At 64.6% G+C, this 17,006-nt stretch carries 11 protein-coding genes; 9 read left to right on the top strand and 2 right to left on the bottom strand.

All coding sequences use genetic code 11. From position 1 onward, the window contains the following. Window positions 1-445: 445 nt before the first annotated feature. Both DIE15_RS04800 and DIE15_RS04795 read left to right on the top strand, forming a co-directional pair. Window positions 446-2,404 (top strand): glycosyl transferase family protein, encoded by a 1,959-nt coding sequence (locus tag DIE15_RS04800; RefSeq protein ID WP_124832515.1) that lies wholly within the window; start codon window positions 446-448, stop codon window positions 2,402-2,404. Continuing rightward, complete coding sequence (locus DIE15_RS04795) at window positions 2,401-4,095, top strand: bacteriophage N4 adsorption protein A (RefSeq protein ID WP_124832514.1); 1,695 nt, start codon at window positions 2,401-2,403, stop codon at window positions 4,093-4,095. Before DIE15_RS04800 ends, DIE15_RS04795 begins: the two co-directional genes overlap by 4 nt. A gap of 42 nt (window positions 4,096-4,137) precedes the next feature. On the opposite strand, the gene DIE15_RS04790 is transcribed toward DIE15_RS04795, so the two are convergent. Beyond that, entirely contained in the window at window positions 4,138-5,040 is a 903-nt protein-coding gene (locus tag DIE15_RS04790; RefSeq protein WP_057925757.1) for a hypothetical protein, read from the bottom strand. 535 nt (window positions 5,041-5,575) lie between these two features. Between DIE15_RS04790 and DIE15_RS04785 the strand changes: the two genes are divergently transcribed. The 5 genes from DIE15_RS04785 to DIE15_RS04765 all read left to right on the top strand — a co-directional run bounded on the left by DIE15_RS04785 (window position 5,576) and on the right by DIE15_RS04765 (window position 11,202). Continuing rightward, on the top strand, window positions 5,576-6,814 hold the full coding sequence (locus tag DIE15_RS04785) for a Crp/Fnr family transcriptional regulator (RefSeq protein WP_124832513.1): 1,239 nt from the start codon (window positions 5,576-5,578) through the stop codon (window positions 6,812-6,814). A gap of 23 nt (window positions 6,815-6,837) precedes the next feature. Next, window positions 6,838-7,602, top strand: a complete 765-nt coding sequence (locus DIE15_RS04780) for a flagellar motor protein (protein ID WP_057925756.1) — start codon at window positions 6,838-6,840, stop codon at window positions 7,600-7,602. An 18-nt stretch (window positions 7,603-7,620) separates the two neighbouring features. Continuing rightward, on the top strand, window positions 7,621-8,301 hold the full coding sequence (locus DIE15_RS04775; protein WP_124832512.1) for an OmpA family protein: 681 nt from the start codon (window positions 7,621-7,623) through the stop codon (window positions 8,299-8,301). A gap of 149 nt (window positions 8,302-8,450) precedes the next feature. Beyond that, complete coding sequence (locus DIE15_RS04770; RefSeq protein WP_124832511.1) at window positions 8,451-10,313, top strand: methyl-accepting chemotaxis protein; 1,863 nt, start codon at window positions 8,451-8,453, stop codon at window positions 10,311-10,313. 100 nt (window positions 10,314-10,413) lie between these two features. Beyond that, window positions 10,414-11,202 (top strand): hypothetical protein, encoded by a 789-nt coding sequence (locus tag DIE15_RS04765; protein WP_124832510.1) that lies wholly within the window; start codon window positions 10,414-10,416, stop codon window positions 11,200-11,202. 137 nt (window positions 11,203-11,339) lie between these two features. Here the strand turns inward: DIE15_RS04765 and wecB are convergent, their stop codons facing one another. After that, complete coding sequence (gene wecB / locus DIE15_RS04760) at window positions 11,340-12,557, bottom strand: non-hydrolyzing UDP-N-acetylglucosamine 2-epimerase (RefSeq protein WP_057925752.1); 1,218 nt, start codon at window positions 12,555-12,557, stop codon at window positions 11,340-11,342. A gap of 1,474 nt (window positions 12,558-14,031) precedes the next feature. Here wecB and DIE15_RS04755 point away from each other — a divergent pair. Both DIE15_RS04755 and glmS read left to right on the top strand, forming a co-directional pair. Next, on the top strand, window positions 14,032-15,120 hold the full coding sequence (locus tag DIE15_RS04755; RefSeq protein WP_124832509.1) for a hypothetical protein: 1,089 nt from the start codon (window positions 14,032-14,034) through the stop codon (window positions 15,118-15,120). A gap of 47 nt (window positions 15,121-15,167) precedes the next feature. Next, window positions 15,168-16,985 (top strand): glutamine--fructose-6-phosphate transaminase (isomerizing), encoded by a 1,818-nt coding sequence (gene glmS, locus DIE15_RS04750; RefSeq protein ID WP_124832508.1) that lies wholly within the window; start codon window positions 15,168-15,170, stop codon window positions 16,983-16,985. Window positions 16,986-17,006 lie beyond the last annotated feature (21 nt).

Genomic DNA, 17,006 nt, shown 5'->3' with positions numbered 1-17,006 from the left:
CGTGTTTCAGCGCTGAAACATTTGGACTGAATTTGATTCGGAAATTACGCGACGCCCGCGCCGGGGCGCCGAAGGCCAAAGGGTGGCGCGACGATGGCGCACGACTTGCTAGAAGAGCTGTGCGTGGAGAAGACGGTGCACGGGGCGCACTGCGCGGCGCCGGATCGGAAACGGCTGCAAGCGTTGGCGAATGCAGGGGCGAAGGCAAGCAAGCGGGGGAAACCGGCTGTCAAAAGTCATCCACTGAACACGTTGCATTCCTGGTGATGTTACGTGGTCGTATCAATAGCGCTCGATGTGTCACCGAGTCTTTTGAGAGCGACAGATGCCGATGCGGCGCTGGCAACGGAGTGGACGTGACGGGGTCGACGGGGACGGGAAGGGTTTCGTCTTACGTTGGTGCGCGGGAGAAGAAGCCGAACAACAGAAGAAAGCGGAAAAAGTGATGGATAATATGATATGGAGTGCATATTTATATGCGCTCAACATTGTCGCCATTGTGACCGCCATCGTCATCCTGGTCAGTACGCTGGATGACCTCACGCTGGACGCCTGTTACTGGTCATTCGAACTCGGGCGAATCTTGCGTCGCGAGAAATCGCAGACCGTCGATATCGGCATGCTGCGCGCGCTGGACGAGCGCCATCTGGCACTCATGGTGCCGGCGTGGAAAGAGTATGACGTGATCGCCAAGATGATCGAAAACACCCTGGCGACCCTAGAGTACGAGCGCTATGTCATCTTCGTCGGCACCTATCACAACGACGCCGAAACCACGGCGGAAGTCGAACGGATGGTCCGCCGGTATCCCGGCAGGGTGACGCGCGCAACGGTCATGAACGACGGGCCGACCTGCAAGGCCGACTGCCTGAACTGGATCATCGAAGCCATTCTTCGCTACGAAGAAGTCCATCATATCCAGTTTGCAGGCGTCGTCATGCACGACTGTGAAGACGTCATTCATCCGGTCGAACTCAAGTACCTCAATCATGCGGTAGCGGATAGCGACCTGGTCCAGCTCCCGGTTCTGTCATTGCCGCGAAAATGGAACGAGTTCGTCGCCGGCTGCTATCTCGACGATTTCAGCGAGACGCACCAGAAGGACGTACCGGTGCGAGCCCGCCTGACCGGCGTCGTGCCGGGCGCGGGCGTTGCATCGTGCTACAGCCGGCGTTCGATCGAGGCGGCGATGAAGGAGCGCGACGGCAGCCCGTTCAACACGAGTTCACTGACCGAAGACTATGACTTCAGCTTCCGGCTGAGAGACCTCGGCATGAAGGAAGTGTTTGCCCGCTTTCCGCTTTCGGATGTCGAGCGCGATGCCGGCGGGGAGCATGCGGAAGCTGGCGCCGACAATCGAAACCTGCTGGCCACGCGCGAATATTTCCCGAAGACGTTTCGCACCGCCTACCGGCAGCGCGCGCGCTGGATCCTCGGCATTGCCTTCCAGGGCTGGGAACAGCTCGGCTGGAAGGGCGACCTCCTCACCCGCTACATGTTCTTCCACGATCGCAAGGGCATCGTGACGTCGCTGTTTTCGGTGGTGGCCTATGCCGTGCTGCTCAACTTCGTGTTGCTTGCCGTCCTTCAGAAAACCGGCCACGTCATCCCCGCCGGCGCTCAGATCATGATGGCCAGTGCATGGGTGACGCCGCTGCTTTGGGTGAACACCGTCATGCTGTTTGCCCGCGCCGGACAGCGCTTCCACTTCGTCAGCAGGCTGAACGGCCCGCTCCAGGGAGTGCTGTCGATCCCCAGGATGTTCGTGAACAACATGATCAATTTCTGCGCGGTGAGTCGCGCGTGGCGAATCTATGTCGGCCACCTCGTGAGCGGCAGGCCGATCGCGTGGGACAAGACCAGTCACACCTATCTGTCGAACGAAGAACTCGGGAAGGCGCGGCTCAAGATCGGCGAGATCCTGGTCGGCTGGGGCGTGCTCTCTCTGGAACAGTTGCAGGCCGGGCTCGAGAAACAACTGACATGCGGCAGGCGGCTGGGCGAACTGTTGCTCGAATGCAGCGCGCTGTCCACCGAATCGCTGGCCGACGCGATCGCCGAGCAGGCGGAGCTGCCGCGCGTGAGCCTGGGCAACGTCGCGGTAGGCCACTTCGCGGATTCGCTGGCCTTCGAGCTGCAGTATGCGTATCGCGCCGTCCCGTTTTCGACCGCGGACGACGGGACGCTCAATATCGCGGTCGGGCGCCCGCTCTCGCAGGACGAACAGGACGTCGTGCGGCGCGGCGCCAGATCGAACGTCGCTTATTTCATCGCCTGCGATGCCGAGATTGCCGCCGAACTGGCGCGGCACTCGCGCTTCGTCGACATCGCCCGGCTGCGCGACGGCGATGACGCGACGCCGCAGGCATCTCCGGCAAAAAGGCCGTCGGGAGAACAGGCATGAAACGCTCGACACGTCCGATCGCGGCCGGCCTCACGCGCTGCGCACGGTTGAGCGCCCTGGCCATCGCCATGTCGCTCGCCTGGCAGGCGCCGGCATCCGCCGCCCAGCAGCTTTCAGCCAAGGCCTATCGGCTCGCCGACGGCGCATACAAGGCGATCAATGCCGGCGACCTGCCGCGCGCGGAAGTGTACGCGTCGCGTGCCGTCAAGATGCAGCCGGGGAGCGAGCAGCTCGGGCTGCTGCTCGCGGATGTGTACCGGCGCGAAGGGAAGGTCGACGAAGCGGACGCGATGCTGGAATCGCTGAGCGTTCGTTTTCCGAAGAGCGCGGCGGTGCTGGCGCAGCATGGCTACCTGGCGCAGCGGCAGATGCGCTACGACGTTGCGTGCCGCGATTTCTCGGCCGCCGTCACCACCGGAAAATGGAGCAACGAGCAGCAGCGCAACCTGCGTCTCGCATGGTCGGACAGCGCGCTCGCGGCGAATCTCCCGCATGAAGCCGGCATTGCACTGGCGCCGCTGGCCGATGAAAAGTCGGCCGTGGTCCAGGTGCGTATCGCGCAACTGAGCCTGCAGGCCGGTGATCGCGAAAGCGCCATCCGCATGGCGGATCTGGCGGTGAGCGACGCATCGACGGATGCGGAGCGCAACATGGCTGCGTCGATCGCGGCGCAGGCACGGCAAGTCGACCCGCCGCCGCAGACGCCGGTCGACGACAGCGCGCAGCAAAAGCTGCAGCAAGCCTATGACCTCTTGCGCGAACACAAGGATCGCGAGGCGCTCGACGCATTTCAGGAGGGTTTCGCCGGTGGCGCCGGCAACGCGATGAACTACGCGGATGCCGGCTATACCGCCAAGCGGATCGGATTGAACGAGGAGTCCGTCCAGATGTTCGAACACAGTCTCGACGCCGATGAAAACGAACATGCATTCGACACGCAGCGCAAGTTCGGCTATCGACGGGAAGTCGAACAGCTGGAGCGTACCTGGGGTTTCGTGCTGAGTGCGCCATACCAGTCGGCCGCATTCGGCCCGCAAGGCACCATCAGCGTGCTCCAGCCGGGTATCGAGGCGTACTGGCAGCCCCCGAAGATCGGCTATCAGAACGGCCGTATTCTCCAGTTCTTCGTGCGCGGATATGGCACGGCCTACGATGGCAACGGCAACGTGACCGGCATGCCGACGGTACAAGGGTCGGTGGGCATGCGCTACAAGCCGATACCCGATCAGAACGTAGTGGTGACCGCCGAGCGGCTGTTTCATGTCGGCAGCCTGTCGATGACGGACTGGCTGATGCGCCTGGGCTATTCGTCGGAGGCAGGCACCGATCTGCGGGTTACCGAACCGAGCTGGCGGAGCTGGCAGGCTTATGTCGAGGGTGCGTATTTCATCAAGGCGGGCCGCTACATCATCTATTCGGAGCTGCGCTACGGGCACACGTGGCGTTTGCCGATGCTGAGCAACCGGCTGACCGTCTACCCGCACGTCGCGGTGGCAGGCGATCACGATAATCGTCAGCCGGACAGGACGGCAATCGGTGCGGGGCCTGGCGTTCAGTTCAGATACTGGTTTCGCGAAGGCAGGTATACCGCGCCGGCAAGCTATCTCGACGTGACGGTGCAGTACCGTTTTCCATTGACGTCAGCGGCACGCGCACGTGGTCTCGTGGTACGCGCGACATTGTGGTTCTGAGTGACTACGCTGACGCTGGAACGACTCGCGGATGGGGCCCGATCAGTTGGGCGACTTCAGCGGAATGATGGTTTGACGCAACAACTGGAAGTAGGAGCTCGTCGAATACGGGAGCATCTGTTCGGCGTAGTTCCACCAGAAGAATCCGCCGATGAAACGCGGATCGTTCATGCTGTTGACCATCGGGTAATAGGTTTTGATCAGGTTCTGCTGTACCGACGTCGGCGCGGAGAGTTCCGACGTGCCGATTTCGCCGAAGCCGACCTTCGCGTTCGGGAAGATGCTTTCGAGCGCCGCGAAGTCGCTATTCCACGACGGATTCAGTCCCGGGCAATCCTGATACGGGTAGTAGCTGAACAACGCGTAGTCGGCCTGCTGGCGCACCGTTGCCGGCAGGAACGCCGTCGGCCAGGTCTTCCAGTAATCCTGCGGCTTCTCCCAGCAGTTGTTGCCCTTGCTGTCGTCGTTGTAGTACAGCGTGATCGCGGTCTTGCCGCCGTTCGATTTGACGATCGTGTTGGCCGCGGCGACCATCTGGCCGATCTGCTGCTCTTGCGAGTTGACCACGGTGTTCGTGCCGTTCGGATTGGGACGCAACCATTCGCCGTTGATTTCGTTGGCGATTTCCCACACGTCGACCGTGTTCTTCAGCTGCGACACGAGTTCCTGCGTTCGCGCCTTGTAGGTCGTGAGATTCGTCGGGAAATAGTAAGAATCGTAGACCTCGCCCATCACGTACGCGACGGCGTGCAGGCGCAGCAGCGGCGCGTAGTAGTCGGCGGCGGACGTGTCCGGATCGAACACGACACGCACGGTCGGTCGGTAAGGCAGGTTCTGCAGCGACGCGATGATCGCATCCAGCTTCGTCAGGTCGTCGAGCGTGACGCCGTAGACCGGATTCTTCAGCGGTTCGACCTGGGCGCTGGCGGATTGGGACAGGGGCATGAGCCCGGCATAGGCAACGCATGCGGCAATTGCCGTTCGTGAGATAGATTTCGTCAGTTTAATCAAAACTTCATTCCATCCTAAGGTAAGAAGAAGCGCGATTTTAGACGAAAATAAAAGGTAATTATCGGATGATATTGAAAGTAAAGGGGCCGGATAACGCGCTGGGGGAAGTTGCGCCGGCAGGTGGCGGCAAGATAAAGACAGCATCCCGAAACAAATGCCGGTGACATCGGTCAGGCTGGCAGGCCGACCGAACGAGCAGGGAAAACCCTGTCGCCGCGCTGTTTTGCTTCCCGCGCATCGTCGTGCTGCCGGTCGGGTGGCGCGCGGTTGCGGATGCAACGCATGGAATCCTCAGGCGATGCGCGTTCGGCCGCAAACGTTTCACTTTGATTTTCGCTGAAAGCGAGTGTGAATTCCCTAAAGGATGCCGGTGCCGATGACGTTATACGGGTACGGGGATGACTGTCGATCGCATGCATGCGACATGCGACGCGCAGTCCGCAACAACCAGCGCAGCAGGGGAACCAACTTGAATCGTCAGCAATCGTGGACGCGCACGGCCGCGCCCGGCGAGATCATCTACTCGGAGGGCTTCGCCGGCGAGCCCGTCATCTTTCTGATCGCCGACGGCAAGGTCGAGCTGTCGACGCGCTGCGAAGACAAGCGCGTCGTCGTCGCGACGCTCGGGCGCGGCGAGTTTTTCGGCGAGTCGGCGCTGCTCGCGTCCGAGCCGCGCGCGCATACGGCGAAGGCGCTGTCGTTTTGTCAGCTCACGGTCGTGCCGGCCACGCTGCTCGACGAGGAAATCGAGCATGTGTCCGCTCTGCTTCGGCATATCGTGCGCACGATGATCCGGCGCGTAAAGCGCAAGGACGACCAGCTCGCGACCTATACGCACGCGGATTTCATGCCGGGCGTGCTGTCGTATGCGCATGTGCTGTCGCTGATGGCGGGCGCCGACACGCGCGGCGCGGACGACGCGTGGTCGCGCCGGCCAATGCAGGCACACGCGGCGGAGGTGTCGGTGCCGCTCGCGGACGTGATTCGCCGCTGCCGCGCGATCGCCGGCCATTCGCGCCCGCACGTGCTCGCGATGCTGCGCCGCATGGAGAAGCTCAATCTCGTCACGATCGAAGCCGCACCGGCCGACCATGCCGGCGGCACGGCCGATTACGCGGTTTCGTCGGATGCGCGCCAGGTCGTCACCTTCGACGCCGCGCGCGTGATCGATCGCGCGCAGCAGGTCGCCGATCACGATCTCGACCTGTCGATCAACAGCGAGCTGGAGCTGATCGAGCTGGCCGATCTCGAGGCGCTGATCGGCGTCGACCGGACGCTGCTGCTCAACAAGCTGTCGCACGGCGAGATCGCCGACGAGGTGTTCGCGTTCCGCAAGTCGAAGGTGCTGGGCTACGTCGAGCAGAAAGGCGTCGCGTATTTCTCGCGGCGCAACCCGCGCGACGGCGGTGCTGTGCATGCGCTCGAGGACATCGTGTGGATCGACCAGCGCACGCTGTTCGACGTGATCAGCGCATTCGATACGTACGATCTCGCGAAGCTGATCGGGAGCCTCGACGATCGCGCGGTGGCCGACAAGCTGTTTTCCGTGATGACGGAAGCGCGGCGCAACGAGGTGTCGTGGGTGATGCGCCGCGAGCTGAAGCTCGATCCGATCGAGATCGAGGAGATCGGGCGGCGCGTGCTCGATGCCATTCGCGTTGCCAAGGCGCCGGCGGCATCCGCGCCGTTGACTTCATCCGACGCTTAACGCGCGACCCGACGGAGACGCATATGGACCTGTTGACCCTGGCCGGCGTGGTGCTCGGCGGCGCGGCCATCGTGTTCGGCTTCGCACTGGAAGGCGGACATTTCCCGATGCTGTTCCAGTTCGAGGCGCTCGTCATCGTGCTCGGCGGTACGCTCGGCGCGGTGATGATCCAGAACACGTGGGCGCGGTTCTTCGATGCGGTGAAGCAGTTGCGGCTCGCGTTCGTGCGGGCGCAGGAAGTCGACCGCAAGCACCTGACCGACCTGCTCGAGTGGGGCGATCGCGCGAAGCTCGACGGGTTGCTCGCGTTCGAATCGATGGACGTGAGCGGCATTCATCCGTTCGCGCGGCGCGGGCTGGAACTGCTCGCCAACGGCGTGTCGACCGCCGTGCTCGAGGACGCGCTGCAGCGCGAGCTCGACGCATACGAGCGCAGCCGGCTCGCGGCCGCGCGCGTGTGGCAGCAGGCCGGCGGCTATGCGCCGACGTTCGGCATTCTCGGCTCGGTGCTCGGGCTGGTCCAGGTGACGAGCCATATTCTCGAACCGGCGCAACTCGGGCCAGGCATCGCGGTCGCGTTCATTGCGACGCTCTACGGCCTCGCGTTCGCGAATCTCGTGTTTCTGCCGCTCTATGGCAAGCTGCGCGCGCAGATCGACAGCGAACTGCGCTTTCGTAAGCTGTATCTCGACGGCCTGCTCGCGATCTCGCGCAAGGAATCGCCGCATACGATCGAAACGCGGCTGACCGGCGACGTGCGCGGCCGCGCGGCGGAGTCGCTCGCATGACGCACCGGGAGTGTCGACATGACGGCTCGAACTGACGGCGCGCGGGCGGGCTCGGCCGCAGCCGGGCGCGACGACGATGAAGCCGAAGGCACGCAGTCCGGGCGCTGGCTGATTTCCTATGCGGATCTCATCACGACGCTGATGGTGCTGTTTCTCGCGCTGTACGTGCTGCAGCTCGCGAAATACAACGCGCTCGATGCCCGCTACCAGACGCTCGCGCGGCACGACGGCGGCGCGGCGAGCGCGACCGATTCCGCGACGCCCGCGGGCGCGCCGGCATGGCTGGCATCGCTCGATGCGCTGAAGACGAACGGCCGCATCTCGCTGGTGCGGGCGCCGCACGGCATCGAGATCGGCATCGACGCGAAGATCCTGTTCAACGTCGGCGATGCGCGCCTGCTGCCCGACGCGACGCCGGTGCTGAGCCAGATCGGGCGGGCGCTGAGCGAGCATGCGACCGGGGACATTCTCGTCGAAGGGCATACCGACAGCGTGCCGATCGCGAGCGCGAAATACGAATCGAACTGGGAGCTGTCGTCGGCGCGGGCGGGCAGCGTCGTGCGCTATCTGGCCGATCGCGGCGTCGCGCCGCACCGGCTCGCGGCGATCGGGCGGGCCGATACGCAGCCGCTCGTCGCGGGCGACGATGTGGCCGCGCGGGCGCGCAACCGGCGGGTGACGATCTTCGTCGCGTATTGAGCGTGCGTTCGTTCGCAGGCGAGCAAGCCGGGTTCGTCGTCGATATATTGGATCCGGTATGACTGGCATGTGAACTCGGCGATGCGATTCCGCGCGCGCCTGCCGATAACCCGAACTGGCTCGGGTCGAGCGGTTATCGGGGGTTTCCCATGCATTTCTGGCGCAAGCTGTCCATTCAGAACAAGCTGATTTTCAGCATGACGAGTTGCCTGCTCGTGTTCGTCGCGATTTCGAGCGGGTTGAGCATTCGTCTGATCGGCGACGCCGTGCGCGATCGCGTCGTCCGCGACGAGCTGCCGACCGCCGTGAACGGCATCCGCGCCGACGTGCAGCGGCAGATGGCCGGGCCGATCGCAGCCTCCCGCCTCCTCGCGCGCGATGCGTTCCTGCTGCAATGGGAAGCCGACGGCGAGCCCGACGCCGGCACGCGCAATTGGGTCCAGCTAGCGAAGAGCGTGAAGGACGAGCAGAAGGCTGCGTCCGTGCAGTGGGTGTCGGTGAAGAGCGGCAACTACTACAACGAAGCCGGCCTGCAGCGAAAAGTCGGCGACAAGGATCAGTGGCTGACGAACTTCCTCGCGTCGGGCAAGACCTACGACGTGAACATGGATCGCGAGGTCACGCTCGGCGGCTACATGATGTTCATCAACAGCCGCGTGGAGCTCGACGGCACGCCGATCGGCGCGGCCGGCATGAGCCTGTCCGTCGATGCGCTCGCGAAGGGGATCGCCGCGTACCGGATCGGCGAGACCGGGTTCGCGTATCTCGTGCGGCCGGACGGCGCGATCATGATGCATCGCGATACGTCGCTGATCGACGGCAAGCATTTCCTGAAGGACGAGCCGGGCCTGCCGGACGACGCATCGTCGACGCTGCTCGCCGGCAAGCCGTATGCGTACCTGAGCTACAACGGCGACGGCGGTGCGCGCTTCATCGCGACGTCGTTCATTCCGGAGCTGAATGCGTACGTGGTCGTCGAAGTGCCGCAGGCCGAACTGCTCGGCCCCGTGACGCGCGCGATTCGCAGCGCGGCGCTGGTCGCCGCGGTGGCGGGCCTCGGCGTCGCGCTGGTCGTGATCTGGCTGGTCGGGCGCGCGATTGCCGCGCCGATCCGCCGCGCGGCGACGCTCTTGTCGGAGATCGCGAGCGGCCAGGGCGACCTGACGCGCCGGATGACGGTCGAGGGCCAGGACGAGATCGGTCAATTGTCGGACGCGTTCAATCGCTTCGTGTCGTCGTTGTCGACGCTCGTGCACCGGATCCGCGCGGCGTCCGCGTCGATCGCGACCGGGTCCGCGCAGATCGCGTCGGGCAATGCGGATCTCAGCGAGCGCACCGAAGGGCAGTCGAGCAACCTCGAGCGGACGGCTTCGTCGATGGAGGAAATCACGGCGGTCGTGCGCAACAACACCGAAACCGCGACGACGGCCGCGAAGCTGATCACCGGCGCATCCGATACCGCGACGCGCGGCGGGCAGGTCGTCGGCGAAGTCGTGACCACGATGGAGCAGATCAGCGACGCGTCGCAACGGATCTCCGAGATCATCGTGATGATCGACAGCATCTCGTTCCAGACCAACATCCTCGCGCTGAATGCCGCGGTCGAAGCGGCACGGGCCGGCGAGCAGGGGCGCGGGTTTGCGGTCGTCGCGTCGGAGGTACGGAACCTCGCGCAGCGCAGCGCGCAGGCGGCGAAGGAGATCAAGGCGCTGATCGAGCACAGCGCGGGCACGGTGAACACCGGGTCGCGACTCGTCAGCGAGGCCGGGAAGGTGATGCGCGATGTCGTGTCGCAGGTGCAGGGCGTCAGCGCGATGATGAGCGAGATCGCCGAGGCGAGCCTGGAGCAGAGCGCGGGCATCGACCAGATCGGCGACGCGGTGCAGTCGCTGGACCAGATGACGCAGCAGAATGCGGCGCTGGTCGAGGAAAGCGCGGCGGCCGCGGAAAGCCTCAAGCAGCAGGCGGCGGAACTGACGCTATTGGTATCGGCGTTCAAGGTAGACGAATGAAGCGCGCGCGACGTTAAAATGACGCGTTTCTGAGGGACGGCTGCCGCGGGTGACGGCAGCCGTTTTCGCTGTCGGCGCGGGATTCGGTAACGTCATAAAAATGAAGCGCATATCAAGACTGAAGGTCGGGGTGGGGGCAGTGGTGGTCGCGGCGGTGCTCGCCGCGGTCGGGGCAAAGGTGATCGCATCGCCGGCGGATTCGTATCTGGCCTATCGGAAGAAGGCCGCGGCAGCCGTCGCGGCGGCGCGGACGGAGGATCAGGCGGGCCTCGACAAGCAGTACACGGCCGACGTGAATGCCCGGCTCGCGAAGCTGATCGGCACGGTCCGGGCGAGAGGGTTTGTCGCGAAGGCGGAGGGCACCGTGCAGAGCGTCGGCCCCGTCGACGGGATGCCGCCGGGGCCGGACGGGTTGGCCTTCAAGTCGGTCGACGGGAAGATGAACCTCGTCGTGACGACGGTTCCGCTGCTGAAGGCCTGGGCGAGTACGGCGGATGCGGGTATCAAACCGACCGACGACGTCGCCGCGATGTTCGACAACGAAACGCTTTATACGAACGTATTCAGCGATGACGCCGCGGCGTTTCGCTTCGCCGAGTTGCCCGTCAAGCGGCAGCCGGCCGACGGCGTCGTGAAGGCGTTGCTGCTGGGCGAAAGCCAGGACGGCGTGCCGGACGGGCCGAATACGCTGGCCGTGTCGGTCCGGCAGGGCGAACGGGTTTATATCCTGTGGAAAAGCGTGACACTGCGCCCGATCGCGGCGTGCGGCGCGCCGCGCGTGCCCGAGGATGCGCGGCAGGCGTGTTTCGCCAAACAGGTGGTGTCCCAGCGGATCTACCCGCGGCTGATCGCGCAGGCGCAATCGATGGCAGATGCCGTGGTCCGGTAGCGGACGGGTAGTGGATGGCGGCGGGCGTCGATCGCACGGCGCGATTCGACGGTGATGGATGGCGGTTCGCGTCGGACGAATGACGGACGGCGACATCGCGCGTCGCCGTCCGTCGGGATGCCGTCAGACGATAGTCTTCAAGGCGAACGCAACGCCTGCAATCCCAGCGTGAGCGCATTGCACGGTATCTCCGCGGCGCCCAGCGAAAAGCTCGTCATGTTTGCGCTCGCGCCTGGCGTGTGCATCAGTGCGTGAACGATCCGCTCGCTTGCATGGCCGTCGCCATATGGATTGCTCGCGCGCGACATTTCGTCATACGCGCTGTCGCTCTCGAACAGCCGCGACGCCTCCCAGACGATCCGCTCCGGGTCCGTGCCGACGAGCCGCGCGGTGCCGGCCTGGATCGCCTCGGGCCGCTCGGTCGTCTCGCGCGTGACGAGCACCGGCTTGCCGAGCGCCGGCCCTTCTTCCTGGATGCCACCCGAGTCGGTGATGATGAAGTGCGCGCGCGACATCAGGAATACGAACGAAAGATATTCCTGGGGTTCGATCAGGTAGATGTTCGGCACGCTGCCGAGCAGCGCGCGCGCCGGCTCGCGCACGTTCGGATTCAGGTGCAGCGGATAGACGAACTGCACATCGCGATAGCGGTTCGCGAGCGTGCAGAGCGCCTCGCAGAAGTGGCGGAACGGCTCGCCGAAGCTCTCGCGACGATGGCCCGTGATCAGCACCACGCGGCGCGACGGATCGAGAAACGGAAAGTGCGCGGCGACCTTGTCGTTGAGCGCGGTATCGTGATCGAGCATCCGTTTGACGTCGTGCAGCGCATCGATCACGGTGTTGCCCGTCATCACGACTGCGCCCACCGGCACGCCTTCGCTGAACAGGTTGTCGCGCGCCTGGCCGGTCGGCGCGAAATGCCATGACGACACCGCGTCGGTCACGCGGCGATTCAATTCCTCGGGCCACGGCGACCAGATGTCGCCGCTGCGCAGGCCCGCTTCCACGTGCCCGACCGGCAGATAGCGATAGAACGCCGCGAGACTGACGGCCAGCGTCGTCGTCGTGTCACCGTGCACCAGGACAACATCCGGATGCAAATCTTCGAAGACTATCCCGATCGCCTGAAGAATGCCGGTTGTCACGTCGGTCAGCGTCTGGCTCTGGCGCATCAGATTGAGATCGTAGTCGGGCTTGATGTCGAACAGCGTGAGGACCTGATCCAGCATTTCCCGATGCTGGGCGGTGACACATACCCGGGCGTCGACATCCCTGCGCGCCTTCAGCGCGCGGACGAGCGGCGCCATCTTGATGGCTTCCGGCCGAGTCCCAAACACAAGCAAGATCTTTTTCATCGTTGTCCTCGTTGAGCTTCTTCGCGCCGGCAAGCCCGGCACCTGGCGCCAACCATGGTTGCAGGCGACACGTCCCGCCCCTGCATGCGGGTCATGCCGGCCGGCGCCGGCCGCGCGACATGCAGCGGTGTTGCGGGGCGGGCGCACCGTTTTTGTCCGCGCGGTCTCCGCCACGCAATCGTCGGACTACGGACGTAGCCTCGAATCTCGTCAATCACGTCATGAGCGTTCCTCGTTGTGTCGATCGCCACGTCGGTCGGGTTGCATACGTCACCGCCTCGCGACGCACCCGCACTTGTTCCTGCTACCGGTAGAGCAATATTCAAACCAGCGGCCCTGTGAGCGGGCCCGAGTGCCGGCCCGGGTCGCTTCGCACATGCGGATTGCCGAGGAACGTTTCACAATTGCTACGAGCACGAGAGCGGCGCTCTGCCGCGACGCGGATAAACATCTGACCGTTCGCGCCGTCGATCCGGTCACGTCATTCGAAGCACGGAGAATTGCATCGCGCGCCGGCTATCGATCGAATTGCATGAGCCGTTCCAGGCACTTTGAATCGTTTCGGCATGCGAATTTTGTATGGACAATGCGTGGGACGTCGTCGATTTTCCTGCACTGCTTCGACACGAATGATTGTCCTGATGCATCGCGTCGCGCGCAGCGTCCGGATCGGCCGGCGCGAAACGTTGCGCATCTGTAACGCAAGCCTGGAATGGACCGTCCATATCCGCACGACCGCTGGTCGACGTGCGCCGCGAAGCGCACAGGTATGTGCCGAACCGGGGGCCATGCAGCGACTTTCCGCAGCGATTGGCTTTCCGAAATGATGTTGCGCGTGTGTTGCGCGAGGTCCTCGTATTTTGTAGGCAGAAGATCCCCGCTGGAGGGCGAACGCTGATTCGCCGGTGAATCAAAAAACGCGATCCGTGTGTGGAGTGTGTCGATCGGGTACTCACCGGCCCTTGCACCACGGGGCGGGGCGATCCATGGCTCACCCCTTGCTTGTTTCCGGAGGGACACGCGTGTCTCCACGCGTTTGAGCGACGACGGAAGGACGGGAGTACCAATCCAGGCGAATCCGGAAGGCGACGCGAAACGTGCCGGTCTGGCTGGTGCGCAGACCGTGCCTGATTGCATGTCGCGGCCGGTTGCCGACGCTGTGCAGTGTGTTGGTCATGACGCCGATGTCGATCCGCTCGGGGTCGCCAAATGCGGGTTCACGATGGCGGAGATCGCGGTGACCGGATCGCGCCGACACGACGGCGCCGGTCCATGAATGGAAAAAGGGAGGGAGACGTGTCATGTGTGGCATCGTCGGCGCGGCCGCACAACAGGACATCGTTCCGATTCCGACTCCGGTTCACCCGAACCAAGGTGAACCGAGCCACACCGTCGATACGTTCGCCGGGCGCGACGCGGCCAACGCCGCGTCCGGCGATGATTGCGCAGGACTGCCGCGCAGGAGCCCCCGATCATGAAACGGCCCGCGCTTTTCCCGGCCGCACGCGCGTGCGTGGCGGCTACCGTCAGGCGGTGCCACGCGTGGCGCGTTGCCTGTTGCGTCGCCGCGTGTTGCTCCGTGCTGCACGCGGGCGCCGCCGAACTCCAGCTAAACGGGCTGTATCAACGCACGGACGGCGCGATCACCGTGCGCCTGAACGGTGTCGGCATCGATCCTTATTTCGCCGCGAAGGCCCTGCTGGCTGCCGCCGACACGCAGATGGACGCCCGTCAGGCGGCACTCGCGTGGGTCGCATGGATGTTGCCGCGCCAGCGTCCGGACGGCGGCTTCAACCGCTACTGCGTAAAGGCCGGAATGATCAGCCCGTGCGCGGAAGCCGACGCGGACGACGCGATGATGGCGACCTGGATCGAGCTGCTGTCGCGCTTCGCGCCGCCCGACGGAATGCCGGCAGCGTGGGAACTCAGCCTGAGACGCGCAGGCGAGCGCCTGGATTCGCTGCTCGACAAGGCGACCGGCGTCTACCAGATTTCGTCGTCGCTGCATGTCGCGCTGCTGATGGACAACGTCGAGGTACATAGCGCGTTCCAGGCGCTCGCCGCGTATTACGTACGTCGCGCCGAATACGCGCGCGCGGCTCCGTGGAGCCAGCGCGCCGACCGGCTCTCGGCGGCGATCCTCAAGGTGTTCTGGCGCGGCGCGCAATCGGGTTTTCGTGCCAGCACGCAACGGATCAGCGATGCGAGCTTCTATCCGGCGAAAGTCGCGCAGATCTTCCCGATCCTGTCCGGCATCCAGGTGCCCGACCAGTCGAACGAGACGATCTACGCGCAGTGGATGCAGAAGTACGGCAAGACCTGGATGCAGCTCGCCGGCTCCGATTTTCCATGGGGGCTGATCGCGCTGGTCGCATTCAAGATGAACGACTGGAGCACCGTCGCCTGCTGGTATGCACGATCGGGCCCGTATCGACACGGCACGCACTGGAACGTAATGGAGGAGGCGCTTTACCTGGCATTTGAAAGCCGGACGGTCGATCCGCTCGCACCCGCCAAATGCGGGTTCACGACGGCGTCGGCAACGGTGACCGGATCGCGCTGACGCAACGGCGCACGGTTCATGATTCAACAAAGGGAAGGAGACGTGTCATGTGTGGCATCGTCGGCGCAGTCGCGCAACGGAACATCGTTCCGATTCTGATTGAAGGTTTGCGTCGCCTCGAATATCGCGGCTACGATTCATGCGGCGTGGCGACCGTCGTCGACGGCCAGGCGCGCCGCGAACGCAGTGTGTCGCGCGTCGCCGATCTCGACGCGCACGTGCGCAGCGCCGGGTTGTCCGGCAGCACCGGCATCGCGCATACCCGCTGGGCGACGCATGGCGCGCCCGCAACCTGCAACGCCCATCCGATCTTCTCGCGCGACGAAATCGCGCTCGTGCACAACGGCATCATCGAGAATCACGAAACGTTGCGCAAGCAACTGTCTGACGAACACTACGAATTCGACGGGCAGACCGACACCGAGGTCGTCGCTCACCTCATCCACAGCAAGTATCGCGGCGACCTGCTCGCCGCCGTGCGCGATGCGACGTCGCAACTGCACGGCGCGTACGCGATCGCGGTGTTCAGCAAGCACGAGCCGCAGCGGCTGATCGGCGCGCGCGCCGGCTCGCCGCTGGTGGTCGGGCTGAAGGACGACGAGTGCTTTCTTGCGTCCGACGCGCTCGCCCTGGCCGGCATCACCGACCGCTTCATCTTTCTCGAGGAAGGCGACATCGTCGAACTGACGCCGGGCGGCGTGCGGGTCCTCACGCGCGGCGGCACGCCGGTCGACCGCCCGATCCAGACCGTTGCATCGACGCAAGGTGTGGTCGAGCTCGGGCCGTACCGGCATTTCATGCAGAAGGAAATCTTCGAGCAACCGCAGGCCGTGGCCGCGACCATCCCCGATGCGGGGCTGTTCGATCCGGCTGCATTCGGACCGGATGCGGCGCGGGCGTTCGAGCAGATCGACAACGTGCTGATCCTCGCCTGCGGCACGAGCCACTATTCCGGCCTGACTGCCCGCCGCTGGCTCGAGACGATCGCGCGCCTGCCCGCGCAGGTCGAGATCGCGAGCGAATACCGTTACAGCGACGCGCTCGCGCTGCCGAATACGCTAGTGGTCAGCGTGTCGCAATCCGGCGAGACCGCCGACACGCTCGCCGCGCTCAAGTACGCGCAGGCGCTCGGTCATATCGACACGCTCGCAATCTGCAACGTGCCGACCAGCGCGATGATGCGTCAGGCTGGCCTGCGGTTCCTGACGCGCGCCGGCCCGGAAATCGGTGTCGCGTCGACCAAGGCATTCACGACGCAGCTCGTCGCGCTGTTCATACTCGCGGTGACGCTTGGCCGGCTGCGCGGCTACGTCGACGACGCGCAACTCGCGCGTTATACGACGCAGCTGCGGCGGCTGCCCAGCGCGCTCGAGGACGTGCTTGCGCTGGAGCCGCAGATCGAGGGCTGGGCCGCGGAGTTCTCGCAGCACGAGAATGCGCTGTTTCTCGGGCGCGGGCTGCATTACCCGATCGCGCTCGAAGGTGCGCTGAAGCTGAAGGAGATCTCGTATATCCACGCGGAAGCGTATCCGGCCGGCGAGCTGAAGCACGGGCCGCTCGCGCTCGTCACGCATGCGATGCCGGTCGCGACGATCGCGCCGAACGACGCGCTGCTCGAGAAGCTCAAGTCGAACATGCAGGAAGTGCGGGCGCGCGGCGGGCAGCTTTACGTGTTCGCCGATGCCGATACGCGGATCGACAACGGCGAAGGTGTGTCGGTGCTGCGGATGCCGGATTACTACGGGCTGTTGTCGCCGATCCTGCACGTCGTGCCGCTGCAGTTGCTCGCCTATCACGCGGCATGCCTGCGCGGTGCGGATATCGACAAACCGAGGAACCTGGCGAAATCGGTGACGGTGGAATGACGGGAAGGGGGCGGGGGCCGG

It is taken from the genome of Burkholderia sp. Bp9031 (genome assembly GCF_003857965.1).
Taxonomy (GTDB): domain Bacteria; phylum Pseudomonadota; class Gammaproteobacteria; order Burkholderiales; family Burkholderiaceae; genus Burkholderia; species Burkholderia ambifaria_A.
The sequence above is the reverse complement of the archived record's forward strand: the minus strand, read 5'-3'. Positions and strand labels throughout refer to the sequence as shown.

Coding starts and splice junctions, on each gene's coding strand:
- glmS (WP_124832508.1), top strand. CDS start 15,168: ATGTGTGGCATCGTCGGCGCAGTCGCGCAACGGAACATCGTTCCGATT.
- DIE15_RS04780 (WP_057925756.1), top strand. CDS start 6,838: ATGGACCTGTTGACCCTGGCCGGCGTGGTGCTCGGCGGCGCGGCCATC.
- DIE15_RS04765 (WP_124832510.1), top strand. CDS start 10,414: ATGAAGCGCATATCAAGACTGAAGGTCGGGGTGGGGGCAGTGGTGGTC.
- DIE15_RS04775 (WP_124832512.1), top strand. CDS start 7,621: ATGACGGCTCGAACTGACGGCGCGCGGGCGGGCTCGGCCGCAGCCGGG.
- wecB (WP_057925752.1), bottom strand. CDS start 12,557: ATGAAAAAGATCTTGCTTGTGTTTGGGACTCGGCCGGAAGCCATCAAG.
- DIE15_RS04795 (WP_124832514.1), top strand. CDS start 2,401: ATGAAACGCTCGACACGTCCGATCGCGGCCGGCCTCACGCGCTGCGCA.
- DIE15_RS04770 (WP_124832511.1), top strand. CDS start 8,451: ATGCATTTCTGGCGCAAGCTGTCCATTCAGAACAAGCTGATTTTCAGC.
- DIE15_RS04755 (WP_124832509.1), top strand. CDS start 14,032: ATGAAACGGCCCGCGCTTTTCCCGGCCGCACGCGCGTGCGTGGCGGCT.
- DIE15_RS04790 (WP_057925757.1), bottom strand. CDS start 5,040: ATGCCCCTGTCCCAATCCGCCAGCGCCCAGGTCGAACCGCTGAAGAAT.
- DIE15_RS04800 (WP_124832515.1), top strand. CDS start 446: ATGGATAATATGATATGGAGTGCATATTTATATGCGCTCAACATTGTC.